This window comes from Sphingomonas oligophenolica (genome assembly GCF_039522915.1).
In the GTDB taxonomy this organism is placed as follows: Bacteria; Pseudomonadota; Alphaproteobacteria; order Sphingomonadales; family Sphingomonadaceae; genus Sphingomonas; species Sphingomonas oligophenolica.
Genome location: NZ_BAAAEH010000005.1, coordinates 41,485 through 65,403 on the forward strand (window position 1 = coordinate 41,485; position 23,919 = coordinate 65,403).

Consider the following 23,919-nt stretch of genomic DNA (forward strand, 5'->3'; position numbering starts at 1 on the left):
ATGATGCGGGCAGCCGCTCTCCTGCTGGCCGTGCTCGGGCTGATGCTGGGCGGGTGCAGCAAACCCCTGCCGCCGGGCACGATCGAGCTGACCTATGCCAGCCCTTATGCGGCCACCCACACCTTCAGCCGCGCCGACATCACGTGGATGAAATGGATCGAGGCTGAATCGCACGGCCATATCCGCATCAAGCCCTATTGGGGCGGTGTGCTGCTCTCGTCGAACGAGAATATGCTCGAGATCCGCCACGGCGTGGCGGATATCGGCATGATCACCCCGATGTATGCGCGTAGTGCACATCTCCAGCGCATCCAGCCGAGCTTCTACAGCGGCATCCGCTCGATTCCCGATCAGGTCGCTGTCTATAAATGCCTTGCCGCTGCCTTCCCGGCGATGAATGCCGAAGCGAACGGCCTGCACCTGCTTGCGATTCAGGGCGGCAACGTCCCGGGCATTCTCACCCGCAAGCGACCGATCCGTACCCTTGCCGATCTCAAGGGGCTGCGGTTGCGCGCGCAGGAAGACACGGCCGACGTACTGCGCGCCTTCGGGGCCGATCCGGTCAACATGTCGATGGCCGAGGTCTATCCAGCGATGGCGAAGGGTGTGATCGACGGCGTCGTCGCTCCCGCGGATTCGCTGAAGGCGGTCCATCTCGCTGACGTCGGCCGTTATTTCTCGACGCTCAAGGTGCCGCGCGGCGCCTATCCCGGCCGGGCGATGTCGCAGGCCCTGTGGGAGCGGCTGAGTCCGGTGGACAGGGACATCTTCACGCGCGGCGAACTGGTCTGGGAACAGGCGATGAATAGCGAGCTCGATGCGGCGCTGACCGCGGGCGAACGATATGCGCGCAGCGAGAAGATCGAGATCGTCCCGCTGCCGGCGGCCGATCAGGCGCGGTTCGACGCGCTCTACAGCGCCAATGCCTTCCGCCTGGGGCGGGGCCTGAAGGCCTATGGCATTGATGGCGAGGCAATTGCCCGGCGCGCGGCTGAACTGATCGCTGCCCGCAAGGGTGGCGGTACCATGACATGCGAAACAGGAAGGCCATCATGACTCAGGCGCTGGCAGGCGTGAAGATCGCGGATTTCAGCTGGGTCGGCGCCGGCCCGCGCGCGACCAAGGATCTGGCCGATCACGGCGCGACCGTCGTGAAGGTGGAAAGCGCCAAACGGCTCGATCTCGGCCGGATGAGTCCGCCCTTCCGGGACGGCAAGCGGCATCACGACGCTTCCGCTTTTTTCGCGATCACCAACACGAGCAAGCTCGGTGTGACGATCAACCTCGGCGATCCGCGCGGCGTGGAGATTGCGCGCAAGCTGGTCGACTGGGCCGATGTGGTGGTCGAGAATTTCGGCAAGGGCTTCATGGAGCGGCTCGGCCTCGATTACGCGACGCTCAGCGCCAGCCGGCCCGAGCTCATCATGCTCTCGGTCAGCGTCGCCGGGCGGACCGGGCCGATGTCGGATCTGCGCGGCTATGGCAATTCAGCCGCTGCCCTGTCCGGCATGGCGGCGTTGTCGGGCTGGCCCGATCGGATGCCGCATATGCCGCCTTTCGCCTATGGCGATGTCGTCGCCCCGATGTTCGCGACGATCGGCGTGCTGGCGGCGCTCGAGCAGCGCCGGCAGACCGGCAAGGGCAGCCATATCGACGTGTCGCAGGTGGAACCGCTCGTCCATGTGCTCGAGGATGTCTTCGTCCGCGCCCAGCTCGACACTGCCGATCCCCGCACCGGCAATGCAGCGCGGATGATGGCGCCGCATGGCGTCTATCCCACGCGTGGTCACGATCAATGGGTGGCGATCGCGGTACGCGACGATCATGACTGGCAGGCATTGGCGCGCGCGATCGGTGCCGATGCAGCGCTGTATCCCACGATCGAGGCGCGACGCGAGAGCATGGCGGCGATCGACGCGCTCATCTCGGCCTGGACCATCACCCGCGACAAGCACCGCGCCGCCGATCTGCTGGCGGCGGCGGGCGTGCCCGCCGAGGCAGTCAATGACGGCCGCGACGTCTTCACTGATCCCGAGTTGAAAGCCCATTATGTCGCGACCGACCATCCCGTGCTCGGCCTGCGCGACATGCCCGCGCCGCCGGCCCATTTCTCCAGGTCCGAGGTGAAGATCGGCCCCGCGCCGCGCCTCGGCGAGCACAACCGGCTGGTGTTCGAGGACTATCTCGGCCTCGATCCCGGCCTGCTCGAAACCCTTGCCGCCCAAGGAGTGCTGGCATGATGCTTCAGCATCTCCGGGTCATCGACCTGACCAGCGATCTCGGCGGCTATGCCGGGGCCTTGCTCGCGCGACTTGGCGCCGATGTCGTGCATATCGGGCGGTCTCCGACCACTCTCGATCCGGGCGAGATCGAAATGGCGACGCACGGCAAGCGCGTGCTCGACATGGCGCTCGACGATCCGGCGCTGATCGCGCTGATCGCCGACGTCGATATCCTGTTCCGGGGCGACGAGCGCCTTCCCGTCGCGCTCGCGCCCGAGGCGCTCGCAGCGCTCAATCCGGCGCTGATCGACGTCGCGATCCTGCCCTTCGATAGCGACGGCCCCAATGCCGACCGGCCTGCCACCGATCTGACGCTGATGGCGCGCTCCGGCCTGATGACGATCATCGGCGATCCCGACCGGCCGCCGCTGACCTTGCCCGGTCGCCAGGCCTGGGCGCTTGCCGGCATCCAGGGTGCCATCGCTGCACTCACCGCGCTCAACGCGCGCGCGGCGGACGGGCTCGGGCAAATGGCCTCGGTCTCGGCCTATCGGTCAGCGGTGCTCGCCAATTATCGCGAACCGTTGATGTGGGACTGGGCCGGCCGAGTCGGCAACCGCACCGGCAACCTGCTCGTGCGTGGCAAGTCCGGCGTGCGGCAGGTCTGGGAATGCGCTGACGGCTATGTCACCTGGGCGTTTGTCGACAACCAGCCGATGATGCGCGCGGTCGTGGCGCGCATGGCCGCAGACGGCATGGCGGGCGCACTGGGCGAGGTCGATTGGGACGCGATCCTGGTCGCGGACACACCGCGCGAGACGCTGATCGGCTGGGAGGAACTGGTCCTGGCCTGGCTCGCAACCAAGACCAAGGCCGAGCTGACCGAGCTGTCAAACCGCCACGGCATCGGCCTGTCCGCCATCTCCTCGGTCGAGGACGTGCTCGCGAGCGAGCACCTCGCGGCGCGCTCTCTGTGGCAGGACGCCGACGTCGCCGGCAAGACGGTGCGCGTCCCCGGGCCGATATTCCGGGAGACGACGTCATGAGTGGGGGGCCGCTGGCGGGCATCCGCGTCGTCGATTTCTCGAAGTTCCTGCCCGGGCCCTATTGCACCTGGCTGCTCGCCGATCTCGGCGCCGAGGTGATCCGGATCGAGCATCCGCGCGAGATCGCCAAACAGGCGCAGGTATTCGGGTGGGACAAGCTCTCCGACGTCGAGCGCGAACGGATTCGTGCCCATGACATCTTTGCGCGCAACAAGCGCAGCCTGTTGATCGATCCCGGCGCCGATACCTCGCGCCCGGTCATCGAGGAACTGGTCCGCCGCGCCGACGTGCTGGTCGAGGATTACCGCCCGGGCGTGCTTGCGAGCATGGGCTATGGCTATGAGGCGGTGGCCGCGATCAACCCGGCTTTGGTCTATTGCTCGGTCACCCTGTGCGGGCAGACCGGCCCAAACCGCGACAAGCCCGGCCATGATCCGATCGCGCTCGCGGTCGCCGGCGCCTTGTCGCGGATCGGCGAGGATCCGGTAAGGCCGGGATTCCCCGGCGTGCCTGTGGCCGATCTGTTGAGCGGGTCGAACGCAGTGATCGGCATCCTCTCGGCGCTGATCGCGCGCGGCACCACCGGGCGCGGCCAGCAGGTCGATATCGCGATGTCGGATGCGGCAATGGCGCTGATCGCCTCGACTGTGTCGCGCAATCCCGATCTGTCGAAAGTGCCGCCGCGCGGCCGACACCGTGCCGATATCGGTATCTACGAAACGGCTGATCATCGCTTCCTGGTCGCGACCGACATGGAGCCGCGCTACTGGCAGCGTTTCTGCGCGGCAGTCGGCCGCCCCGATTATGCACCGCTCCAGAACGACGCCTCGCGCCGCGCCGAAATCCGCGCCGAGCTCGAACGCATTTTCGCGACCAGGCCGCTCGCCGAATGGCTGACCGTCCTCGCCGAGGCCGACACTCAGTTCGCGCCCGTCAGCTCGATCGAGGAGGCGCTGGCCGATCCGCACAACAAGGCGCGCGGCATGGTGGTCGACGTGCCGGTCTCGGGCGGCACCGTCCGCCAGATCGGCTCGCCGATCCGCCTTTCCGACACACCGGCGGTCAGCCCGCGCGCGGCACGCATCGCCGGCGCCGACAATGACGACATCCTAGAGGAGCTTGGATTCAACCGATGACCGATATCACGATGCCCCGCCCGCTCGAGGGCCTCCGCGTCATCGATCTGACCCGCGCGCTCGCCGGCCCCTATGCGACCCTGCTGCTCGCCGGCCTCGGCGCCGAGGTGATCAAGGTCGAGGATCCCAAGGGCGGCGATCTCGCCCGCGAGAACAGCCCCTATGTCGGCCGCGACGGCGTCGGTATCGAGCGCCGCTACGATGACGATGTCTCGATCTCGCATCTCACCCGTGCTCGCGGCAAGAAAGGCGTGGCGCTCAACCTCAAACATCCCGCGGCGCGGGGCATTTTCGCCGACCTCGTTCGCACCGCCGACATCGTGGTCGAGAATTTCACCGCCGGCACGGCCGATCGGCTCGGCGTCGGCTATGGCTTCGCCCAATCCGTCAACCCGCGCATCATCTATTGCTCGCTCAGCGGTTTCGGCGCTGACGCGCCCGAGGGCGGCAAGGCGATGGATATCGTCATCCAGGCGCTCTCGGGGGCGATGTACACCAGCGGGGAGACCGATCATCCACCGGTCCGTATCGGCATACCCATGGCCGATATGCTTGCGCCCGTCTTCGCCGTGATCGGCATCCTGTCAGCGCTCGAACAGCGGCATCGCACCGGGCTCGGCCAGCATATCGACGTGTCGATGCTCGGCGCGCTCACCTCCTTCGTCGCGATCGAGAATTGGGCGGCGATGCGCGCGGTCGACATGCCGGCGCGCACCGGGCTGACCGTGCAGCGCCTGTCCCCGTTCGGCGTGTTCGAATGTGCCGATGGCTATGTCGCGGTGGTCGCGGTGCACCACAAGCTCGCCGCCGGCCTGTTCAGGGCGATGGGCGAGCCTGAGCTGATCGACGATCCGCGTTTTGCCACCCGCGATGTCCGCGTCGCCAATTCAGTCGAGCTCGAGGCGAGGATCAACGCCTGGTCGCGCACCTTGCCTGTCGCCGAGGTCGTGGCAAAGCTCGAGGCCGAGGGCGTGCCGGTTGCCGAAGTGCGCCACCCCGAGGATGCGCTGGTGGATCCCCGCGTGGTCGCACGCGAGGAAACCCTCGCCGTCTCCCATCCCGATTATCCGTCGGGAGACGCGCTCCGCACGGCCGGTATCCCGATCCGCTTTTCGGCCGCCCGCGCCGGGTTCGATCCGGTCATGCCGGTCGCGATCGGCGAGCATAATCAGGATATTTACCGCGATCTGCTCGGCTATGACGAGGCGAAGCTCGCCGCATTGGTGCGTGACGGGGTTGTCGCGTGAGCGATAGGGGCGCGCTCGCCCGCCTGGTCGCGGCGGCGCAAGCGCCCGAAGCGATCGCCGCCGAGTTCCGCGCCGGAGGCGAGCGCGTCGTCTGGACCCTGGGCTGGGATCTGCCTCGCGAGCTGGTCGATGCGTTCGGGCTCCATCCAGTTCGCCTCGTGCCTGCGCACCGCGCTGATCACGATATCGTCTCGTTGATCGGCGCCGAGACGCTGAGCGCGCGGGGCAGGGCACTGATCGCCACCATCGCCGCGCTGCCTGCGGAGGATGCTGTCCTGATCTCCCATGCGGATGCCGAGCAGCCGCAATTGTTTGCGACGCTTCGCGAGCTGGCGCGGTGTGGGGCGATGACGCCGCCGCCGATCCGCTTCCTCGATCTGCTGACGATCCATCGCCCCGCCACAAGGCGTTACAACCGCGTGCGGGTCGAGCAGCTGATGGCGTGGCTCGCGGCGCTGGAGGGTGCGCGCCAGCCCGATCTGCCGACGGCAATCCGTGGCGGCAATACCATCCGCCGATCGTTGCAGAAGATCATGGCGCTCCGTGCCGACGGCCGCCTCAGCGGCGTCGAAGCCCATCAGCTCCTGGCTGCATCCGCAATCCTGTCGCCGATGGAACTGGCCGAATTGCTTCCCGCCGCCGCAAAGGAGCTGGCGGGCAGGCCGCCCCGCGATACGATTCGCCTGCTGCTCAGCGGGAGCGAGATCGAGTCCATCGATTTGCTCGCAACGCTTGAGGAATCGGCTGTCACCGTCATCGCCGAGGATCATGGCTGGGGCGCCGATCGCGCCGCGGCGATGCTCCCTGAAACCGGTGACCCGGTCGACGCCATCGCCGCGTCCGCGCTCGACCCGACCGCCGGCGCCTTCGCTGCGCTTGACACGCGCGCCGCACGGCTCGCCGACCGTATCGCCGGGCTCGCGCCGGATCGCGTGCTCCATCTGCGGTTGCAGGGAGACGAGGCTGCGGCATGGGAGGTCGAGGCGCTGCGCCGCTCGGTTCCCGCGTCCACGCCTTTTCATGCCGCGACCTTGCCCGAAGATCTCGACGGCGTGATCGCCTTCCTGCGCAGCGGCACGCCGCCGCCAGAGGCCGCGCCGCCGCCCGTGCCGGACAAGGCGGCTCCACCACCGCCGCGCCCGACGCGAAGCCGGAAGTCGCTCGCGGCGATCTCGCGTTTCGGTGCCTATCAGCGCGACTGGTTCGCCGGGGTCCGGGCCGAGGCAGCAGCCGGCAAGCTGTTCGCCGTGGTCAACGCCAACGCGCCGCAGGAGATGCTGCGCGCGCTTGGCATTCCGTTCGTCGTCAATCAATGGTGGGCGTCGATCGCTGCCGCCAAGCAGCAAAGCGCTCGTTATGCCGGCCTGCTGGCGGCGCATGGCCTGCCGGCCGATGTCGAGGCCTATAGCGCGCAGGGCGTCGCCGCTGCGTTCGACCATGATCCCGAGCGTGCGCCCTGGGGTGGCCTGCCCCGGCCCGATATTCTCGGCGCGGTCCTCTCGACCGACGCGACTCCCCGGCTCTTCGAAACATGGGCGGATATCACCGGCGCCCGGCTGCAGCGTTTCCAGCGGAGCATCGAAAGCCGCTGGGAGATCCCGGTCTCCTGGTGGGACGGGCTCGCCGACGACTGGGACAATTTCATCGAACCGGAGCGGCTCGACCTTTTCGCGGCAGAACTCGCTGACGCAATCGCCGAGTTGGAAACCCTGTCCGGCACCAGTTTCGACGCGGCGCGCTTCGCCGAGGTCATGGACCTCGTGAACGAGCAGGAGGGTCTTTATCGCGAGACCCGCGATCTCGTCGCGCGCACGGTGCCCGCGCCGATCAGCGTGGTCGATTCCATGCCCGCGACGATGGTACCGCAATGGCATCGCGGCACGGTCTGGGCGCGCGACGCGGCCCGGGAATTTCACGACGAGGTCGCAGCAAGAGTCGCGGCCGGCGAGGCTGCGTGCCGGAACGAGCAACTCAGGCTGATGTTCGTCGGGCGCGGTGTCTGGGGCGATATGGGTTTCTACCAGCGCTGGGAGGAAAGCCATGGCGCCGTCTTCATCTGTTCGATGTATCTGAGCCTAGCCGCCGACGGCTATATTCGCCACCATGATCGCGGCCGCGATCCGCTGCGGGCGCTCGCTGCCCGCTTCGTCACCATGGGCGACGAACTGCGCATGCCGACCTGGGCAGGCGCCTGGCATGTCAAGGAAGCCGAGTGGCACCAGGTCGATGGCGCAATGGCGCTCTCCGACGCGGACCCGCTTGTCCTGCGCGCATTGCGCGAGGCGGGGGTGCCGGTGCTCGAGCTCGGCATGGACAATTACGTGCCCGATCCCGCGGTGGAAGCTGATCTCGACCGGCGGGTGATCGCGTTCCTCGAAGGCCCCGTGGCTGCCGCGAGCGCGAGGCGGCGCGGCCTTTAGGCATGTTTAACCCTTGAGGTCTTCGTCTTTAGGACGCCTGATCGACACAAGAGCCAAGCAGACCGCAGTGAGCAGGTTTACGACCCACAAATATCCAGGGGTGGTCGAGCCAGCGGGAGGTTTGAAGTTCAGGACCGCAACGCACGCCCAAACGACCGCCGCAACGAGCAGCCATTTGTTGTGAATGATCGGCCTGCCCGGCATGCCGGTATCTCTACCATATCACATCGGGTTTGTACGTTTTGTAAGCCACGTAATAGCAAAAAAAGGACGCGCACCCTTTCGGATGCGCGCCCCACCCCCCTTTTATCCGACCCTGAGGGTCAGAACTTCTTCCGCAGCGTCACCGCGAATTCGCGACCGACCGGGTTGGCCGCGGTCGCGTCATAGCCGCCGCTGCCATTCACCGTCGGCGCGAAATCGACATAGGGTGGATCCTTGTCGAAGGCGTTCAGCACGTCCAGGCTGAGCGACAGGCCCTTTGCCAGCGGGTCGTCCGAGCTGCCGCCGATATTGAAGGTCACGCCGAGATCGGCCGTCGTGTACGCGCCGACATGCTGGACGGCGCCGGCCGGCAGCGTGTTGTTGTCATAGCCGTTGACGTAATTGACGACGAGCCGGCCGGAGATCACCTGCGATGGATCCCAGAAGATGCCGGCGCGGCCCTTGAAGCGGAGCGGGTTGAAGATCGTGTTGAGCTTGTCGGTCGGCGTGGCCCCGCTGCTCAGCGCGGTCTTGTAGCTGAGGATGTAGGTGGCGTTGGCGTTGAGGGTGAGATGACCCATCCGGCCCGTCTCGAAGCCATAGGTCGCGACGAAATCGAGGCCGCTGGTGAGCGAACGATCGAGATTCTGGGTCCGGCCGTCGACGAACAAGGTCACGGGGTTCGGCATCACGCCGCGCGCGACGGTGATGCCGGCCGCGGTGAGCTGGGCGACACGCGCCGCCGCTGCGGCGCCTCGCAGGATGACGCCGGTGCCTGCCAGCTGGCTCTCCTTGCTGAGGATGGCGAGATCGGCGAGATAGGTGTTGACCTGGCCTTTATAGTCGACGTTCCAATAGGTGATGCTGAAGCGCGCGCCGGGTACGGGATCCCAGTCGGCGCCGACCGACCAGGTCTTCGCCGTTTCGGGCTTCAATGCGAGATTCCCGCCCGAGAGCGCGACGCCCTGGACGATGGCGCCGCCGGCAGTGGGATCGGCATAGGGCTGGATGAAGAAGTTCGAGCTGTTGCCGTAGATCTGCGAGAAAAGCGGCGCGCGGAACGAGGTGCCGTAGCTGCCGCGCAGCATGAGATGCTGCACGGGCGACCAGTTGATTCCGAATTTCGGGTTGGTGGTGTGGCCGACGTCGCTGTAATTGTCATAGCGCACCGCGGCGCTGAGCTCGAGCCGCTCGAGGCCCGGGGTTGCGTTGCCGGCGCCGAACACCGGGACCAGCAATTCGGCATAGGCTGAATCGACCTGGCGCGAGAAATTGCGATAGGTGGTCGGCGTGGTCGGGCCGCCGCGAGCGGTGCCGAGCGCAACCTCCTCTTCATAGCGTTCATAGCCGGCCGCCAGCTTCACGCCGCCGCCCGGCAGCGTGAACAAGGTGCCGTTGATGCTGGCGGTGGCATCGGTCAGCCGGGTCAGGGTCGGCGCGAGGAAGATCTGGTCGTTGATCGCGGCGAGCACCGCGGGCGAGGTGCGGTGGAGGCCATAGGGATCGAACGCGGTGGCGGGGTTGCTGCTCGCCAGCGCCGCGTTCAGCGCCGGGGTGTTGAGGCCGTGATAGGTATCGGACTCGTCATGGCCGCGGCCATAGCTGACCTGGCCGGTCAGCTGCCAGCCGCCGAGTTTCGCGCGCAGCCCGCCGGTGGCCTCCCAGGTCCGGGTGAAACCGGTAGAGAGATTGTTGGGCAGGTCGTCGAAGCGCACGCTGACCGTCTCGGCGCCGACGGTGCCGGTCGGCCGCACGAAAAAGGCGTTGGTGGTGGGCACGGTCACGGTGGTGCCGCTATAGCCGTTCAGATGCGCGAAACTGCGCTTCGACCAATAGCCGTCAGCGACGAAATCGAGCCAGTCGGCGATATGCACCGTCGCGGTCGCGTTGACGCTGTCATATTTGGTCTCGGGGATCAGGTCCTGGCCGGTAAAGCCCTCGCATTTGTTGGCCGGCCCTGCCGCAAGCGTGCCGGCATTGGCCGCGCTTACGCCGCCCGCCGGAATCGGATAGGTCACCCCGCCGACGGTGATGGTGCCCGGGTCGCACAAGGTGGTGCGGTAATCATGGCCACCGGACCCAGTCTGGTTCGAGCGGAAGAAGTCGCGTTTGTCGCCGCTCAGATTGCTGCGATAGACATGCTCATAGGCGACCATCACCTGGCCCCAGTCGCCGGTCTTGCCGGCGGCGATGCCATATTGCTCCTCATAGAAATCGCGGGCGAGGCCGCCGCGCGCCATCGCCTCGATGCCGTTGAGCGAGCGGCGCGGGATCAGGTTGACCACGCCGGCGACCGCGTCCGAGCCATACACCGCCGAGGCGCCGTCAGCGACGACCTCGACCCGCTCGAGCCCGAGCGACGGCACGATCGAGGGATCGACCGAGCGGCTGTTGTCGACGGCGCGGTGGCCGTCGAGGATGGTCAGCGTCGCATAGGGACCGATGCCGCGGATGTTGATGGCGTTGCCGAAGCTGATATTGTTGCTGCCGCCCGACTGGCCGCGCGAATTCTCGGACGTGCCGAGATCGAAGACCTGGGGGATTTCCTTGATCAGCCGGTCAGTGGTGACGGCGCCCGAGGCCTCGATTGCCTTGCGGTCGATCGCGATAACCGAGGAGCCGACCGGTGCCGCACCGCGGATCCGGCTGCCGGTGACGACCACGTCCTTGCCGGCGACATCCTCGTCAGTCGTCGTGGTCGGGCCGCTCGCCGCCGCTGTCTGGTCCGCGGGGGTCGACGTCTCCTGAGCCGACACGACGCCGGCCCAGACCAGTGCGAGCAGTGCGACGCCTGAGCGGGCGGCGATGCGAGCCTTGCGAATGTTCATGATAATCCTCCCTTTTTCGCGCGCCCGCCTTGATCAGCGGAACGTCGGTTTCGTCGTGAATGGAATGTCGATGCGCGAGGCGCCGCCGCTGGTGATGGTGAAGACGGGCGGCGGATCCTGGCGGATATCGGCGAGGTTGCGCTGGCGCGGATCTGCGCCGGTGAGCGTGACGCGCAGCCGGTGGCCGGCGGGGAACGTCCAGGCGCGTGGCACCATCGAGAATTCGAGCAGCGCCGGCTTGCCGGGAACCATGGGCGCGACATCGGCCTCGAGCCCCGAATGATAAGGCAGGTCCAGCCGGTCATAGGGCGCCTTGCCCAGCTTGCGGTGCGAGGCGGCGAGCCGGCCGAACGAGACCATATGGACCTTGCCGTCGGGCGCCACGTCTTCGAGATAGGCGAAGAGATTGCCGTCCTTGCGGTCGATCGCGGTGGTGATGCGCGCGATCGGATAGCCGGTCATGGCAGCGTCGGCGGCGAGGGGCGCGCTGGTGAAGGTCAGGCCCTTGCCGTCGAGCGATGGCGGCCAGAAAGCGAAATATTCGCCCTTGCCGACATCGTAATCGACCTTGAACGACAGGGTGCCGGGGGCGGGGCGGGTAAGGGCGATGCCGCCGTTGTCGCTCGCGGCGGGCGCCCCCGTCGTGGCGATATAAAGGGGTGAGCGGGATATGCCGACCCCGGGCAGGCTGTTCGACGTGACCATATGGCCGGTGTCGCCCGGGCCCTCATGATACCAGGCATAGAGCGGCTCGCGATCGATGCCGTTGGCGACGCCCTTCAGCCGGTGGTCGAGGAAGCGCTTCTCGATGGCGGCGATGTCGAACACGCCGGGCGGCACGCAATGGCTGCCGGGCCCGATGATCAGCCGCGAACCCGGGAGGTTGGCCGCGTTGAGGATCATCTGCTCGGTCGGCTCGTCCTCCCAATTGTCCCACAGATACCAGGCGAGCTTCGGGCTGCGCAGGGCGGCAAGATGCGTATAGGGCCCGACTTCCTCCCAGAAGCGGTTATGGGTGTAGGGCGAGACGCTGTCGCGCCACGGCATTGTCTGCCACAGCTTCGCCATCGGCGTATTGGCGGCATGCTGGGCGACGGCCGCCTTCAGCATCGCGCCGTCGGTATCGGCGTCCACCGGCACGCTGGCGAGATCGACCTCGAGCGGTTCGTCGGGCCTGGTGTTGAACTGCGCGGTGATGCCGCCGTTGCGGACGAAGCTGTATTTGTCGATGTCGGTCGCGCCGGTGAAGACGGCGCTCAGCGAGGGCGGCGAAGCGCCGGCGACCAGCATCGTCGTGCCGCCGAGATAGGAGCAGCCGACCATGCCGACCTTGCCGTTGGCCCAGGGCTGGCGAGCGAGCCATTCGATCAGGTCATAGCCGTCATGCGCTTCGGTCTGGTCGAGGAAGCCGCGCCGCGCCCCGAACGAGGCGCCCTTGCCGCGGACATCGGCGGTGGCGACGACATAGCCCGATTTCACGAGGGTGCGCAGGCCGAAGATCGGCGAATCAAGCATGTCGACCGGCTTGTGATCCTTGTCGAAATAGCGCGCGCGATAAGGGGTGAAGGCGAAGACGACCGGCTGTTTCGTCTCGACCGGATGGCCGTCGACCGCCGGGCGATAGATGTTGACCGCAAGGCGGGTGCCGTCGCGGACGGGCACATAGATCGAGCTGCGCGCGATCGTCGGGTCGTCCCCTGACTGGGCGATGGCTGGCGCGATCGAGGAAGAAAGAAGGGCAGCGATGGCCGACACAGACGCAATTCCGCGCGGATATGCCCGAAGCCGTTGCGACGCTGACGTGAAGCTCATGCCGGGCAATCCTCCTCCGAGCTCGGCCGCCTTGTCTGACGAAGGCGGTCGCAAGCTTTCCCCGCCAAAAAGCATTTTTAGTGGAATTACGCAACTGTTTTAAATAAGAACGTTAGATCATTTCACCTTTCTCCCGCATGGACGCCAAAATCGCGGCCAGGATCGAGAATGCGGTGATCGCCGCCGCGACGACGACCGGATCATGCGGCGAGGCGGAGGCGATCATCGACGTCGCAAGTGCGTTTCCGAGCATCTGCAGGGCACCATAGGCGCTGACTGCAGTGCCGACCCGCGCGGGGCTCGCGGCAAGCGCCGCCACCATTGCGTTGGGGATCGCCAGCCCGCCGCCAATCGAGAAGATCACCATCGTGACCAGCAGCGCGCTGGCCTGGTGCATGCCCAGCGCCGCGGTGAGCAGGAAGCCGCTCGAGCCCAGAACAGCAAGCGATGTTCCGGCGCGCATCAGGGTGCGCGCCGGGAGCCGACGCGCCAGCCTGCTCGACATCAGGGCGCCGCAGCCGGCGCCAAGGGCGATTAGGCCGTAATAGCTGCCGAGATGGCGCGGATCGGTGCCATAGCTTTCGACGAGCAGAAACGGCGATGCGGTCAGGAAGATGTACAGGCCACCCGTCAGCGACGTGCCGAGCACGAGATTGCGGAGGAAGACCGGCTTCGTCACGATCCTGGCCCAGCCGACCAGCAGGGTATGATCACCATGCTGGCTGCGGTCGAGCGTCTCGGGCAGGCGCCACAGCACGAGCAGTCCGCACAGGCCGGCAAAGAGGGTGAGGGCGGCGAAGATCGCGCGCCAGCCGGCCAGCCGGAGTACCAGGCTGCCGAATACCGGCGCGAGCATTGGGGAGAGCAGCACGATTGCCGTGAGCGCCGCCATGTCGCGCGATCCGTGCTGCTCCCCCGCGTCGCCCGCCATGCTGCGGCCGACCACGACCCCGGCCGAGGCGCCCAACGCCTGGATGAGGCGCCCGCCCAGCAACGGACCGATCGAGCCGGCAACCCAGCAGATCGTCGATCCGAGGGTGAACAGGGCGATCCCGCCGAGCAGCACCGGGCGCCGGCCGAACCGGTCCGATAGTGGCCCGCTGATGATCTGCCCGGCGCCGATCCCCGCGAGATAGATGGTCAGGGTCAGCTGCATGACCGCGGGCGCCACGCCCAGCGCAGCGGCCGCGCGCGGCATGGCGGGGATGAACATATGGACCGCGAGCGATCCGAGCGCGGTGATCGCGCCGAGCAGCAGAATAGGGCTGCGCCGCCGGACGCCCGATGACGTACCCCGCAGCGTCAGGGTGTCACGTCGATATCAACCCGCCGCCGCGACGGCTCGATCAGGCCGTCCGCTTCGGGCATGACGAGCGGATTTGCCGAGCCCAGCCAGCGCACGGTGATGATGGTGCGGTCGACGCCGAGCCGGACCAGGGCGTCGGCAACCTTCTCGGCGCGGATGCGCGCGATTGCCGGTGTTTCCGCGATGGTGCGGCCGGAGACCGTGGAGGGGCTGGTCGCGGCATGGCCGGTCACGGTGATCGCCCTTGGCTTGGCCGCGCGGATCCAGCTGATAGCCGCGTCGAGATAATAATCGTCATATTGATAGATCAGGAAGGCCTGATCGAAGTCGAAGAGCAGGTGGAAGCTCTTCGCGCCATAGGGACCGGTCGGCGCCGGGGCCGGGTCGTAGAGCGGCCGGACGTTGCGCCTGGGAAGCACGAACTTGCGGCCGGTATAGGTCTCTGCCGGCAGCATCTGGCGCGTGCACGGCCCCGGCAGGACCGACGTACGCACCGGATCGAGAACGATGCCGCCACAGGGATCGTCTCCCGTCGTCGACGGCTTGCCCTCGACCAGGACCTCATGGTTCCAGTCGGGCTTCGAGATCGACAGGCTGACGTCGTAGCGGCGGCCGGTGGCGCGGTCCTCGGCCAGCCAGCACCCCGATTTCTTGCCCGCATCGGTGTCGCGATAGATCGGGCAGGTGATGAAACGGACATCGTCCGACGCCGGCTGTCCGGCGGCTGCGAGCAGCGCGAGGGCGGCGAGGACCTTCACAGCGCGCTCATCAGGTTGACGAGATCCTGCTTCTCCTGCTCGGTATAGCCGATCTTGTAGCGCCGCTCGTAGAAATCGATGATGCCGCGGATATCCTTGGCGCTGCCGTTGGAGAAATACGGCGCGCGCGAGGCAAGCCCGCGCAGCGACTGAAGCGTGATCTTGCCGACATCGGCGCAGCGCCCCGTGGTGAGCGCATAGCCGGGGTCGCTTGTATAGATCACTTTGCCATAATGCGGATGGGCGGCGCCCTTGCAGGTGATGCGGAACAGGGGCAGCCACGGCATCGGGTCGGCAAAAGGCTGGTTGGTGGTGCCGAGATCGACCTGACCCGGCGCGACGTCATTCCCCATCTGCGACATATTGTGGCAGAACACGCAGGCGTTGCGCACCGGATTGCCGAAGCCGATCGGCGAGTTGATGCCGGCGCTGTCGGAGATCAGGAAGGTCTTGTCGCGGAAGATCTTGGCGCCGCGCGCGACCGAGGCGCGCCAGGCGGCTTGCTCGGGCGTCAGCCCCGGCACCGGCTTTTCCCATGCCTCGAATTCGCTCCAGACCGGATGGCCATAGGAGCCCAGCTGGCCGGCCTGTGAGCGCGCGAGCTTGTCCGGGCCGCCCTCTGCCCCGCCGGCATCGAGTGGTCCGCCCTTCGCGTCGCTTTGCTGCGCGGTGAAGACCCGGCCCTCGAAGTCGGTGATTCGCGCCATGTCGGCGGAGTCTATATGCTTGAGCACTTCGAGATGCGTGGCCGACGCGTCGCGCATCTGTGCATTGAGCGTGCCTGCGCGGCCATCGGCCATCAGATTGCCCGACATCGGCTTGCCGCTTTCCGGGTCGAGCGGCAGCGGCATGCCTTGCTTGGGATCGTAGGCGAAGCCGATCGCCAGCAGATATTTGAGGTTCGCGACCGGGCGCGGCCGGCGATAGACCGAGACATTGCCTTTGGCGGGGCCATAAGCGCCTGACTCGCAGCCGGTTGGATCACGCACGACCTCGAGATCGAAATCGGGGGTGATCGGCTTGCCCGCGGAATCGCGTGGTGGCCAGTGACGCTGGATTCGAAACAGGCCGTGCTCGAGCAGCAGCGAGTGCGAGGCGCGATCCGCCTGGGGCAGGGCAGGGCAGTTCGATCCGTCATACGCGGCGAATAGCGGGTCCTTTCCAGCCGTCGCGTCCCAGCGTTCCTGTGCCCGGGCGGCCGAGAGGCTCATCGCGTCGGCTGGCTGATGGCAGGTGACGCAGGCGCGTCCGTTCGGGCCGGTCGCGGTGAAGAAGGGATGGTCCTTCGTCTCCATCGGCCCGCCGGTGAGCAGGACGCGAAGCGACCCGGCGCCATTCGGGTAATCGGCACTGGCCGGGAAGGCGCGGCCACTGCCCGGCGCCCACCAGTCGTCGGCATATTGGGCATTGGCGGCGATGCTGACGGTCAGCAGCAATGCCGATGCGGCGACGGCAAGGGGTGCCGCGAGGCGCTTCGATCGAGCTTTTCCCCATGCCATTGCCGGTCGCCCGATCAGAACTTCGCCACCGCCCGGATGCCCCAGGTGCGCGGCGCGCCATAGATGCTGCCGCCGTCAGCGCTCGACGAATTCTGGATCTGCGAGGCGATATAGCGCGCGTCGGTGAAGTTCTGGACGAACCCCTCCAGCTTGTACTTCTCGCTGATCTGGAAGGTCAGGCGCGCGTCGAACACGTCATGCCCGGGGACGATGGTGTTGACGCTCGGGAAAGGCGTCGCGACCTGTTGCGACAGATGCGACCATTGCATGCGCGGAGTGAGCGACATGCCGTGGCCACCCAGCGGCACTTCATATTGCACGCCGGCGTTGATCGTCCATTCGGGCGAGAAGGGCAGCACGCGGCCATCGGGCACCAGGCGCAGGTTGGTCGTGCAGCCCGGGTCGGTGCCGGCCGAGTTGGTGTCGGTAATGCAGGTGCTGCCATCGAAGCGCGCATGCAGATACCCGGCGCCGCCGTTGAAGCTGAGGCCCCCGAACTGGCCGGTAACCTCAATCTCCCCGCCATAGGATTTGCCCGCCGCCGCATTCTGGGTGATCGGAAGCCCGCCCAACAGGCTCGACAGCTGGATGTCGCTATAGTTGGAATAGAAGACGTCGCCGTTCACGCGCAGATGATTGTCGAGGAACTGGGTCTTGAAGCCCGCCTCGTAAACGCGGTTGGTCTCGGGCCCGAAATTGGGGGTGCCGAGCGTCAGATTGACGCCGCCCGCCTTGTAGCCCTGCGACGCGGTGACATAGAGCAGATCATGGCCGAAGTGGAAATTGAGGCCGATCTTGCCGGTGACTTTGGTCGAATGCTGGGTTCCGACCAGGCTTACCCCAACAGGGGCCGGTCCTGCCGGGATGATGCGATTGTAGATCTGGGTATCGTCGGAATATCGCAGGCCGGCGACGATCTCGAACGGGCTGGCAACGAACCAGTTGACCTGGCCGAACACCGATTTCGTGATGTTGTTCGCGCTCGTCTTGAAGGTCGAGGTCGAGGAGACGAAATCGGTCGTGTGGTTGTTGTCGCGCTGTGACAGCACGTTGACCGTCTCGTCGAGATAGAAGCCGCCGACCACCCAGTTGAAGCTCCCCTTGCCGGTCGAGAGCAGGTTCACTTCGCTGATGAAGGTGTCGATATCGGTCGACACCAGGCTCACCCGGCCGACATTGCCGGCGGGCGGACGGGGCAGCGCGGTGGCGGTGCGATCGCCGTCGGTCTGGTCGATTTCGTGGAGATTCTGATAGCCGACCACGGTGCGCAGGTCGACGCCGTCGAGGATCTTGATCTTGGCCTCGCCCGACAATTTGCCGCCATGCGAGTTCTGGAAGGAGCGAGCGTCCTCCTCGATCACGAAGGGATTGGTCGAGACGGTGTCGCCACGCCGCTTGACGGCATTATTGTCAGAATGGCTGTCGAAATAATCGACGTGCAGGCTGGCGCGCAGGACGTCGTCGGGCGAGCGGACGGCGAGGCTGAAGCGGCCGGCATAGAGATCGCTGTTGCCCGGCGTGCTCGCGCTCGGCCCGATATTGTCAGTGAAGCTGTCGCGCTGGTCGTGAGTGGCGGCGACGCGGATCGCCGCTTCGTCGCTGATCGGCACGTTCAGCGCGCCGACGATCTTGAAGGCATTATAGCTGCCATAGGTGCCGTCGACATAGCCCGAGACACGATCGAATTCCGGATCCTGGGTGCGCACATAGACTGCGCCGCCGGTCGAATTCTGGCCGGTCAGCGTGCCTTGCGGGCCGCGCAGCACCTCGATGCCGGCGAGGTCGTAGAAGCTCTGTCCGATGAACTGCTCGTGCGGGATCAGCACGCCGTCGACATAGAAGGCGACGCCGGGGTTCGATGTCGGCGCCGACTGGGCGATGCCGACGCCGCGGATGTTGATGAAGGTCGAGCGATTGAAGGTGTTGATCGCGACCGACGGCGCGATCTGCTGGAGGTCGGCGACATTGGTGACGCCCTTGCGCGAGATGTCGGCTGCGTTGAGCACGGTTGCCGAGATCGGCACGTCCTGCAGGCTCTGGGTGCGGCGTTCGGCGGTGACGACGATATCGGGAAGGCCCGACGCGTCGTCCGCCTGCACGGCAGCCGGCGCGGACGGGCTTGCCACCTTGTCCTGCGCGGCGGTGTCCTGCGCCTGTGCGGCGGCGGGGAGCACGAGTGCCGCGGCGAGGCCGGCGACGCCGGCGAACAGACCGGAACGGAAGTTGATGGTATGCGACATCGAGTGTCTCCTCTCGTGCAATCCGGTGCTCTCACGCCACCGTCCCTGATCACCGCCCCCTAGCATTCACTATCGGCACTGCAAGCGTTTTCATTATATCGTATAACTATATTGCCGAGAGTGACTTTGCTGCATCACCTGCACCGTCCAGCGCCCAGATCGCGCCGGCAAGGCGGTCTGTCTGGTCGGAAGGGAGAGCCTGTCTGGCGCGCGCCGCGCAGCGCCTGAACTTCGCGGTCAGCCCCGCATCGTCGATCGGCCGCGAGACGTCGCCGGCCGCGATGTCGATCCACTGCTCATATCGTTCGCCGCCCGCCAGCTCGATCGACAGGCCGCCCGACGCGGCGCGGTCGCGGCCCCAATCGGGGCGTTGCTCGAACCGTACGAGGCGGGCGAGGGCGCGCTTGCGCGGATCGGCGAGCGCTTCACCTTCGAAGCTTTCGAGCGTCACCTCGTCATCGATCAGGGCGGTGCCGATGGTGAAGGGGATCGAGAATTTCGCGTCGATCGCGTTGGCCGGCGCCTGCTTGCGATCAGCCGGCTCGACCAGCATCTGCTGCACGTCGCCCCCGGTAGCGACGATCGCGACGATCGATGCCGGATCGATCGCATGCTGCGCCCGCAGGATCTGCGCCGCCTCGATATAGGCATGGGTACCGCGGCAGGCGGGCCAGCGCTTGAAGCTCAGTTGCTCGATGAGGAAGCGCTCCCCGAGCCCGTCGAGGATGATGGCTGGATCATAATCGCCCTCGGCGTAGAGCCGGAAGAACCCGGCCTTGCCTTCGAAGGGCGCCTCGAAGCCCCGTATTCCGGCCTGCGCCAATGCGCTCGCCTGCACCGCTGCCTGGGCGGGAAAGGCCTCGCGCACGGCGCGGATCACGGTGTCCCGGCTATATTTGATCTCCCCGGGCATCGTTACCTGGCAGAGGGTCAGCGAAAAGGCGTCGAGCATCTGCTCGGCCGGCAGCCGCCGCAATCGCCCCGCCGCGGCGACGGCGCCGAACGCGCCGAGAATGGGGGGCGGATACCAGCCGCCCGCCTCCATCTCGCGGCGGAGGCTCAGCCCGATCCGGCAGACCAGATCGCAGCCGATCGCGATCGCGGCGAGCAGCTCGCGCCCGCTGACCGGCGGCCCGCTCTGCGCGATCGCCAGCGCGGCGGGCAGCAGCGACGCATTGGGGTGGCAGGGCGCCGCGTCGAAGGCGTCCTCGAAATCGAGCGCATGCGCCATCGCGCCATTGGCGAAGGCAGCCATCGCCGCCGAGGTGCGCAGGCCGTGCCCGAGGATCGCCGCATCGCCCCGGCCCTCGCGCACCGCATAGTCGACGAACGGCGCTATGTCCGGGCTGGCGCCGCTTGCGCCGAGCATTACGCCGACACCATCGAGCAGCGCCCGCTTCGCCGCGTGGACGGCCGATGCGGGAAGATCGTCAGCGGAAAAGTCGGCGACATGGCGGGCGATTGCCGTGCTCAGCCCCGATGTTCCGACCATTACCATCCTCCATGAAAGCGCTTTCGCTTGCGGCCTCCTGCGGCATCGGCAATGGACGTGTCGAGGATAATCTGCACGGATAAGGAACAGTGATGGAGACCGGATCAACGGCCATGGCAGCGAAAATCCGGTGGCGGCTGATCGTGCCGACCGTGTTGTTCATGCTGCTCAGCTCAGTCGATCGGGTGAATGTCAGCTTCGCCTCGTTGCAGATGAACAAGGACCTCGGATTCACCCCGAGCGAATATGGCTTCGGCGCTGGCATCCTCTTCGCCGGCTTTCTCGCCGGCCAATATCCGAGCGTGTTGCTGCTCCAGCGGATCGGCTTCTCGCGCTGGCTCGCCGCCTGCGCCCTGCTATGGGGCGGCTGCGCCGGGGCGATGGCGCTGATCGACAGTCACTGGCAATTCTACGGCTTGCGCGTGCTGCTCGGGTTCGCCGAGGGCGGGCTGGCGCCGGGCATCGTCCTTTACCTCAGCCAGTTCGCGACCGAGCGAGAGCGGGCGACCACTTTTGCGATGCCGATGCTGGCCATTCCGATCTCGATCGTGATCGGGGGGCCGATCTCGGGCTGGCTGCTCGGCATGGCGCCGCCTTTCGGCCTTGCCGGCTGGCGCTGGATGTTCCTCGGCGAAGCGCTGCCGACCCTGGTGTTCGCGCTGGTTGCCTGGTTCTGGTTCCCGGATGCGCCGCGCGATGCCGGCTGGCTCGACGAGCGCGAAAAGACCTGGCTCTCGGCCAACGCAGCCAACCGCGCCGAGACAGCGCGCGGCAATGACTGGAGCGTGCTGCTCCAGCCGCTGGTCTGGGCTTCGGCAGCCTTGTGGTTCTGCCTGCTCGCCGGCTCCTACGGGATCATCTTCTGGCTGCCGCAGATGGTGAAGCAGCTCACCAGTCTCAGCCCGTTCGAGATCGGCCTGGTCAATGCCTTGCCCTGGGCGGGCAATGCGGTCGGCATCTATATCGGCGCTACCAGCTCTGACCGGCGCGGCGAACGCTTCTGGCATATCGCTGTGCCGGCCTTCGTCACGGCACTCGCGATCCTCGGCGCCGCGGCGGCCGGTGCGAGCGTGGCGGGGCTTGCCCTGTTGCTCGTCGCCGGCTTTAGCCTCGGCGCGGCACAGGGCGCGTTCTGGGCGCTTCCCACCCGGATGTTCACCCCCGCGACCTTCGCGGTCGGCGCGGTTGCGATCAATATCACCGGCAGCTCGGGCGGCTTGGTCGTGCCCTGGGTCGTCGGGCTGGCGCGTGAACGCAGCGGCGGCTTTGGCGGGCCGACCCTGCTGGTCGCCGGCTTCCTGCTGGCGGCGGCGCTGATCGTGCTGGCCCTGCGTGCGGTGATCAGGGATCGGGCCGCATGACCGGCGACTTCGCGATCCTCGGCGTCGGCGATGTCGGCGCGAAGCGGGCGGATCTCGCTTCGATGTTCGCTGCGGTCCGCCCGATATTGCGATCGGCGCCGGTCGTCATGGGCCAGCTCGAGACGGTGGTGTCGGATCGCGGTGCGATCGTGCCCAATGCGAAGCTGGCGATGCGGGCGCCGTCCGGTCTTGCCCCGGTTCTGGCCGATAGCGGCTTCACGATGATGTCGTTCGCCGGCAATCACTGCCTCGATTGGGGTTTTGACGCGTTCAGGGACACGCTGGCGCATATGGCATCCGCCAAGGTGGCGATCGCCGGCGCGGGCGAGAACCGCGCGCAGGCATATCGGCCGGTCTATCAGCAGGTCGGCGACACGCGGATCGCGCTGATCGCGGCGAGCTCGATCCTGCCGGACGGCTATGCCGCGACCCGCGACAGCGCCGGCTGCGCACCCTTGCGGGCGCACACATTCTACGAGCAGGTCGAGCATGATCAGCCCCGCACGCCCGCCCGCATCCGAAGCTATCCCGACCGAACCGATCTCGCGAGCCTGCTCGCCGCGATCGTCGAGGCGAAAGCCGTGGCGCAGATCGTGCTCGTCTCGCTTCACTGGGGAATCCACATGGTGCGCGGCAGCCTCGCCGACTATCAGATCGAAGTCGCCCATGCCGCGATCGACGCCGGGGCGGACGCGATCCTCGGGCACCATCCGCATCTGATGAAGGGCATCGGTTTCCACCGCGGCAAGCCGATCTTCTACAGCCTCGGCAATTTCGCGATCGAGCAGCCGCATGTCTGGGATCCGGCGATCGTCGAGACCGACAGCTTCCGCCACCTCGTCAGCCTCAACCCGAGCTGGAGCCTGGATTCAGCCTATATGCTGCCCGAGGAGACGCGGATCACCGGGGTCGCCAAGCTGGCTGTGCGTGAGGGCGGGATCGCGGAGACGCGCTTCCTCCCGGCCTGGATCGAGGACGACAGTGCGCCGCGCCTGCTCGCCAGCGCCGATCCCCGCTTCGCCAGGGTATGCGCGTATCTCGTCGAGGTCACTGCCGCTGAAGGCCTCGCTACCCGGATCGAGAGGGACGGCGACGAGCTGGTGCTGCTGCCCGGCTGATCAGGCGAAGCGCAGCGGCACGCTGAGCGCGCCGATTTCGGGAAAGCGTGTGGGAATGATCTCGCCGGCTAGCTCGAACGCCGGCAGCCGCGCCAGCATCTCCTCGAGCGCAACCACCAGCTCGAGCCGCGCCAGCGCAGCGCCCACGCACATATGCGTGCCGCGCCCGAAATGGAGCGAATCCTTCATGTTCGGCCGGTCGAGCCTGAAGCTCGACGCATCCTCGAACACATCCTCGTCGCGATTGGCCGAGGCATAGACCAGGGCGATCGGCTCGCCGGCTGGGATCGTCCGGCCGCGAAGGGTCACGTCCCGCGTCGCGGTGCGGGCGAAGCCGCGATAGGGGGTGTAAAGGCGCAGGAATTCGTCGACCGCCGCCGGTACCAGCGCCGGCTCGGCGCGCAGCCGCGCCTGCAGCGCCTGGTCGCGTGACAGATGGACCGCGATCGAGCCGATCATCACCGTCGGCGCGATGATGCCGACCACGAGCACCTGCCGGATCGTGCCGACGATCATCTCGTCGGGCAACGGCGCGCCATCGACCCGGGTCGCGAGCAGCGCGCTGGTCGCGTCCTCGGCCGGGTCGAGCGGCGCCGCCTTGCGGTCCGCGACCAGCTTGCGCGCCATCTCGTAGAGCAGCAGGCTGGTTTCCTTGGTGGCCGCCATATCGTTCGACTGGACTGCGATATTATAGCGCCGGCCCACCTCGGCGAGCGAATCGATCTGCGCCTGGGGCAGGTTCATCCAGTGCGCGAAGACGCGGATCGGCATGCGCGCGGAAAACTCCTCGCAGATGTCGCCGCCGCCCTTCGCCACCATGGCGTCGAGCAGCCCGGCGCAGATCTCGCGGATCACCGGCTCGTAGCGCGCGACCCGACGCTCGGTGAGAAGCGGGCTGAGCGCGCGCCGATAGGGCGTATGCTCGGGCGGATCGAGGTGGAGCGGCGGTCGGCGCCCGGTAAAGGCGACGGCGGGCACGACATTCTGCTTCGACGTGATGAAGGTGGCGCTGTCGGTGGCAGCCGCGGCGACATCGGCATGTTTCATCAGTGCCCAGAAACCGCCCCAGGCGTCGCTGTGCGCGACCGGGCAGCGCTGCCGCAGCTCGGCATATTCCGCATTGGCGCTGTCGAAGGTCTCGGGGAGGAGAGGATCAAAGTCTTGCATGGGTTCCGCTTATGGTATCATGCAAGCGCTTGCAACGGCTTTCGGCGGCGCTTTTTCCGGGCT

General features: G+C 66.9%; 16 protein-coding genes. 8 read left to right on the forward strand and 8 right to left on the reverse strand.

Annotation, left to right across the window (positions count from 1 at the left end; translation table 11 throughout):
• Genes dctP through ABD050_RS02765 form a run of 6 tightly spaced genes read left to right on the forward strand, consistent with a single transcriptional unit; the run spans position 1 to position 8,071 of the window.
• A complete protein-coding gene (gene dctP, locus ABD050_RS02740) occupies positions 1-1,056 on the forward strand; it encodes a TRAP transporter substrate-binding protein DctP (protein WP_343887605.1) in 1,056 nt (351 codons plus the stop codon).
• Entirely contained in the window at positions 1,053-2,240 is a 1,188-nt protein-coding gene (locus ABD050_RS02745; protein WP_343887606.1) for a CaiB/BaiF CoA transferase family protein, read from the forward strand. Before dctP ends, ABD050_RS02745 begins: the two co-directional genes overlap by 4 nt.
• Positions 2,237-3,268 (forward strand): CoA transferase, encoded by a 1,032-nt coding sequence (locus ABD050_RS02750; protein ID WP_343887607.1) that lies wholly within the window; start codon positions 2,237-2,239, stop codon positions 3,266-3,268. Before ABD050_RS02745 ends, ABD050_RS02750 begins: the two co-directional genes overlap by 4 nt.
• Entirely contained in the window at positions 3,265-4,404 is a 1,140-nt protein-coding gene (locus ABD050_RS02755) for a CaiB/BaiF CoA transferase family protein (protein ID WP_343887608.1), read from the forward strand. The genes ABD050_RS02750 and ABD050_RS02755 overlap by 4 nt, the downstream gene beginning before the upstream one ends.
• Positions 4,401-5,651 (forward strand): CaiB/BaiF CoA transferase family protein, encoded by a 1,251-nt coding sequence (locus ABD050_RS02760; protein ID WP_343887609.1) that lies wholly within the window; start codon positions 4,401-4,403, stop codon positions 5,649-5,651. The genes ABD050_RS02755 and ABD050_RS02760 overlap by 4 nt, the downstream gene beginning before the upstream one ends.
• On the forward strand, positions 5,648-8,071 hold the full coding sequence (locus ABD050_RS02765) for a 2-hydroxyacyl-CoA dehydratase (protein WP_343887610.1): 2,424 nt from the start codon (positions 5,648-5,650) through the stop codon (positions 8,069-8,071). The genes ABD050_RS02760 and ABD050_RS02765 overlap by 4 nt, the downstream gene beginning before the upstream one ends.
• 323 nt (positions 8,072-8,394) lie before the next feature.
• Here the strand turns inward: ABD050_RS02765 and ABD050_RS02770 are convergent, their stop codons facing one another.
• From ABD050_RS02770 to ABD050_RS02800, 7 genes are all read right to left on the reverse strand, one after another.
• Positions 8,395-11,103: a TonB-dependent receptor domain-containing protein gene (locus ABD050_RS02770; RefSeq protein WP_343887611.1), complete on the reverse strand. Its 2,709-nt coding sequence runs from the start codon at positions 11,101-11,103 to the stop codon at positions 8,395-8,397.
• Positions 11,104-11,136: 33 nt separating this feature from the next.
• Positions 11,137-12,915: a CocE/NonD family hydrolase gene (locus ABD050_RS02775; protein WP_343887612.1), complete on the reverse strand. Its 1,779-nt coding sequence runs from the start codon at positions 12,913-12,915 to the stop codon at positions 11,137-11,139.
• Positions 12,916-13,027: 112 nt separating this feature from the next.
• Positions 13,028-14,221: a multidrug effflux MFS transporter gene (locus tag ABD050_RS02780; RefSeq protein WP_343888066.1), complete on the reverse strand. Its 1,194-nt coding sequence runs from the start codon at positions 14,219-14,221 to the stop codon at positions 13,028-13,030.
• The gene (locus ABD050_RS02785; protein ID WP_343887613.1) at positions 14,218-14,979 is read right to left on the reverse strand and encodes an OmpA family protein; all 762 of its coding nucleotides are present in this window, start codon (positions 14,977-14,979) and stop codon (positions 14,218-14,220) included. Before ABD050_RS02785 ends, ABD050_RS02780 begins: the two co-directional genes overlap by 4 nt.
• A complete protein-coding gene (locus ABD050_RS02790; RefSeq protein ID WP_343887614.1) occupies positions 14,976-16,478 on the reverse strand; it encodes a hypothetical protein in 1,503 nt (500 codons plus the stop codon). The genes ABD050_RS02785 and ABD050_RS02790 overlap by 4 nt, the downstream gene beginning before the upstream one ends.
• Before the next feature lie 14 nt (positions 16,479-16,492).
• Positions 16,493-18,718 (reverse strand): TonB-dependent receptor, encoded by a 2,226-nt coding sequence (locus ABD050_RS02795; RefSeq protein WP_343887615.1) that lies wholly within the window; start codon positions 18,716-18,718, stop codon positions 16,493-16,495.
• Between the two features lie 106 nt (positions 18,719-18,824).
• Positions 18,825-20,210, reverse strand: coding sequence for an MmgE/PrpD family protein (locus tag ABD050_RS02800; protein WP_343887616.1), 1,386 nt, complete (start codon positions 20,208-20,210; stop codon positions 18,825-18,827).
• 113 nt (positions 20,211-20,323) lie between these two features.
• Here ABD050_RS02800 and ABD050_RS02805 point away from each other — a divergent pair, with 113 nt between their 5' ends.
• Together ABD050_RS02805 and ABD050_RS02810 are read left to right on the forward strand one after the other, a co-directional pair.
• On the forward strand, positions 20,324-21,571 hold the full coding sequence (locus ABD050_RS02805) for an MFS transporter (protein ID WP_343887618.1): 1,248 nt from the start codon (positions 20,324-20,326) through the stop codon (positions 21,569-21,571).
• On the forward strand, positions 21,568-22,689 hold the full coding sequence (locus tag ABD050_RS02810) for a CapA family protein (RefSeq protein WP_343887619.1): 1,122 nt from the start codon (positions 21,568-21,570) through the stop codon (positions 22,687-22,689). The genes ABD050_RS02805 and ABD050_RS02810 overlap by 4 nt, the downstream gene beginning before the upstream one ends.
• On the opposite strand, the gene ABD050_RS02815 is transcribed toward ABD050_RS02810, so the two are convergent.
• Positions 22,690-23,856 (reverse strand): cytochrome P450, encoded by a 1,167-nt coding sequence (locus ABD050_RS02815; RefSeq protein ID WP_343887620.1) that lies wholly within the window; start codon positions 23,854-23,856, stop codon positions 22,690-22,692.
• Positions 23,857-23,919 lie beyond the last annotated feature (63 nt).

Bases quoted from the DNA above. Each gene is read 5' to 3' on its own strand.
- ABD050_RS02790 (WP_343887614.1), bottom strand. From the start codon at position 16,478: ATGGCATGGGGAAAAGCTCGATCGAAGCGCCTCGCGGCACCCCTTGCC.
- ABD050_RS02805 (WP_343887618.1), top strand. From the start codon at position 20,324: ATGGCAGCGAAAATCCGGTGGCGGCTGATCGTGCCGACCGTGTTGTTC.
- ABD050_RS02810 (WP_343887619.1), top strand. From the start codon at position 21,568: ATGACCGGCGACTTCGCGATCCTCGGCGTCGGCGATGTCGGCGCGAAG.
- dctP (WP_343887605.1), top strand. From the start codon at position 1: ATGATGCGGGCAGCCGCTCTCCTGCTGGCCGTGCTCGGGCTGATGCTG.
- ABD050_RS02750 (WP_343887607.1), top strand. From the start codon at position 2,237: ATGATGCTTCAGCATCTCCGGGTCATCGACCTGACCAGCGATCTCGGC.
- ABD050_RS02815 (WP_343887620.1), bottom strand. From the start codon at position 23,856: ATGCAAGACTTTGATCCTCTCCTCCCCGAGACCTTCGACAGCGCCAAT.
- ABD050_RS02745 (WP_343887606.1), top strand. From the start codon at position 1,053: ATGACTCAGGCGCTGGCAGGCGTGAAGATCGCGGATTTCAGCTGGGTC.
- ABD050_RS02800 (WP_343887616.1), bottom strand. From the start codon at position 20,210: ATGGTCGGAACATCGGGGCTGAGCACGGCAATCGCCCGCCATGTCGCC.
- ABD050_RS02760 (WP_343887609.1), top strand. From the start codon at position 4,401: ATGACCGATATCACGATGCCCCGCCCGCTCGAGGGCCTCCGCGTCATC.
- ABD050_RS02795 (WP_343887615.1), bottom strand. From the start codon at position 18,718: ATGTCGCATACCATCAACTTCCGTTCCGGTCTGTTCGCCGGCGTCGCC.
- ABD050_RS02755 (WP_343887608.1), top strand. From the start codon at position 3,265: ATGAGTGGGGGGCCGCTGGCGGGCATCCGCGTCGTCGATTTCTCGAAG.
- ABD050_RS02770 (WP_343887611.1), bottom strand. From the start codon at position 11,103: ATGAACATTCGCAAGGCTCGCATCGCCGCCCGCTCAGGCGTCGCACTG.
- ABD050_RS02775 (WP_343887612.1), bottom strand. From the start codon at position 12,915: ATGAGCTTCACGTCAGCGTCGCAACGGCTTCGGGCATATCCGCGCGGA.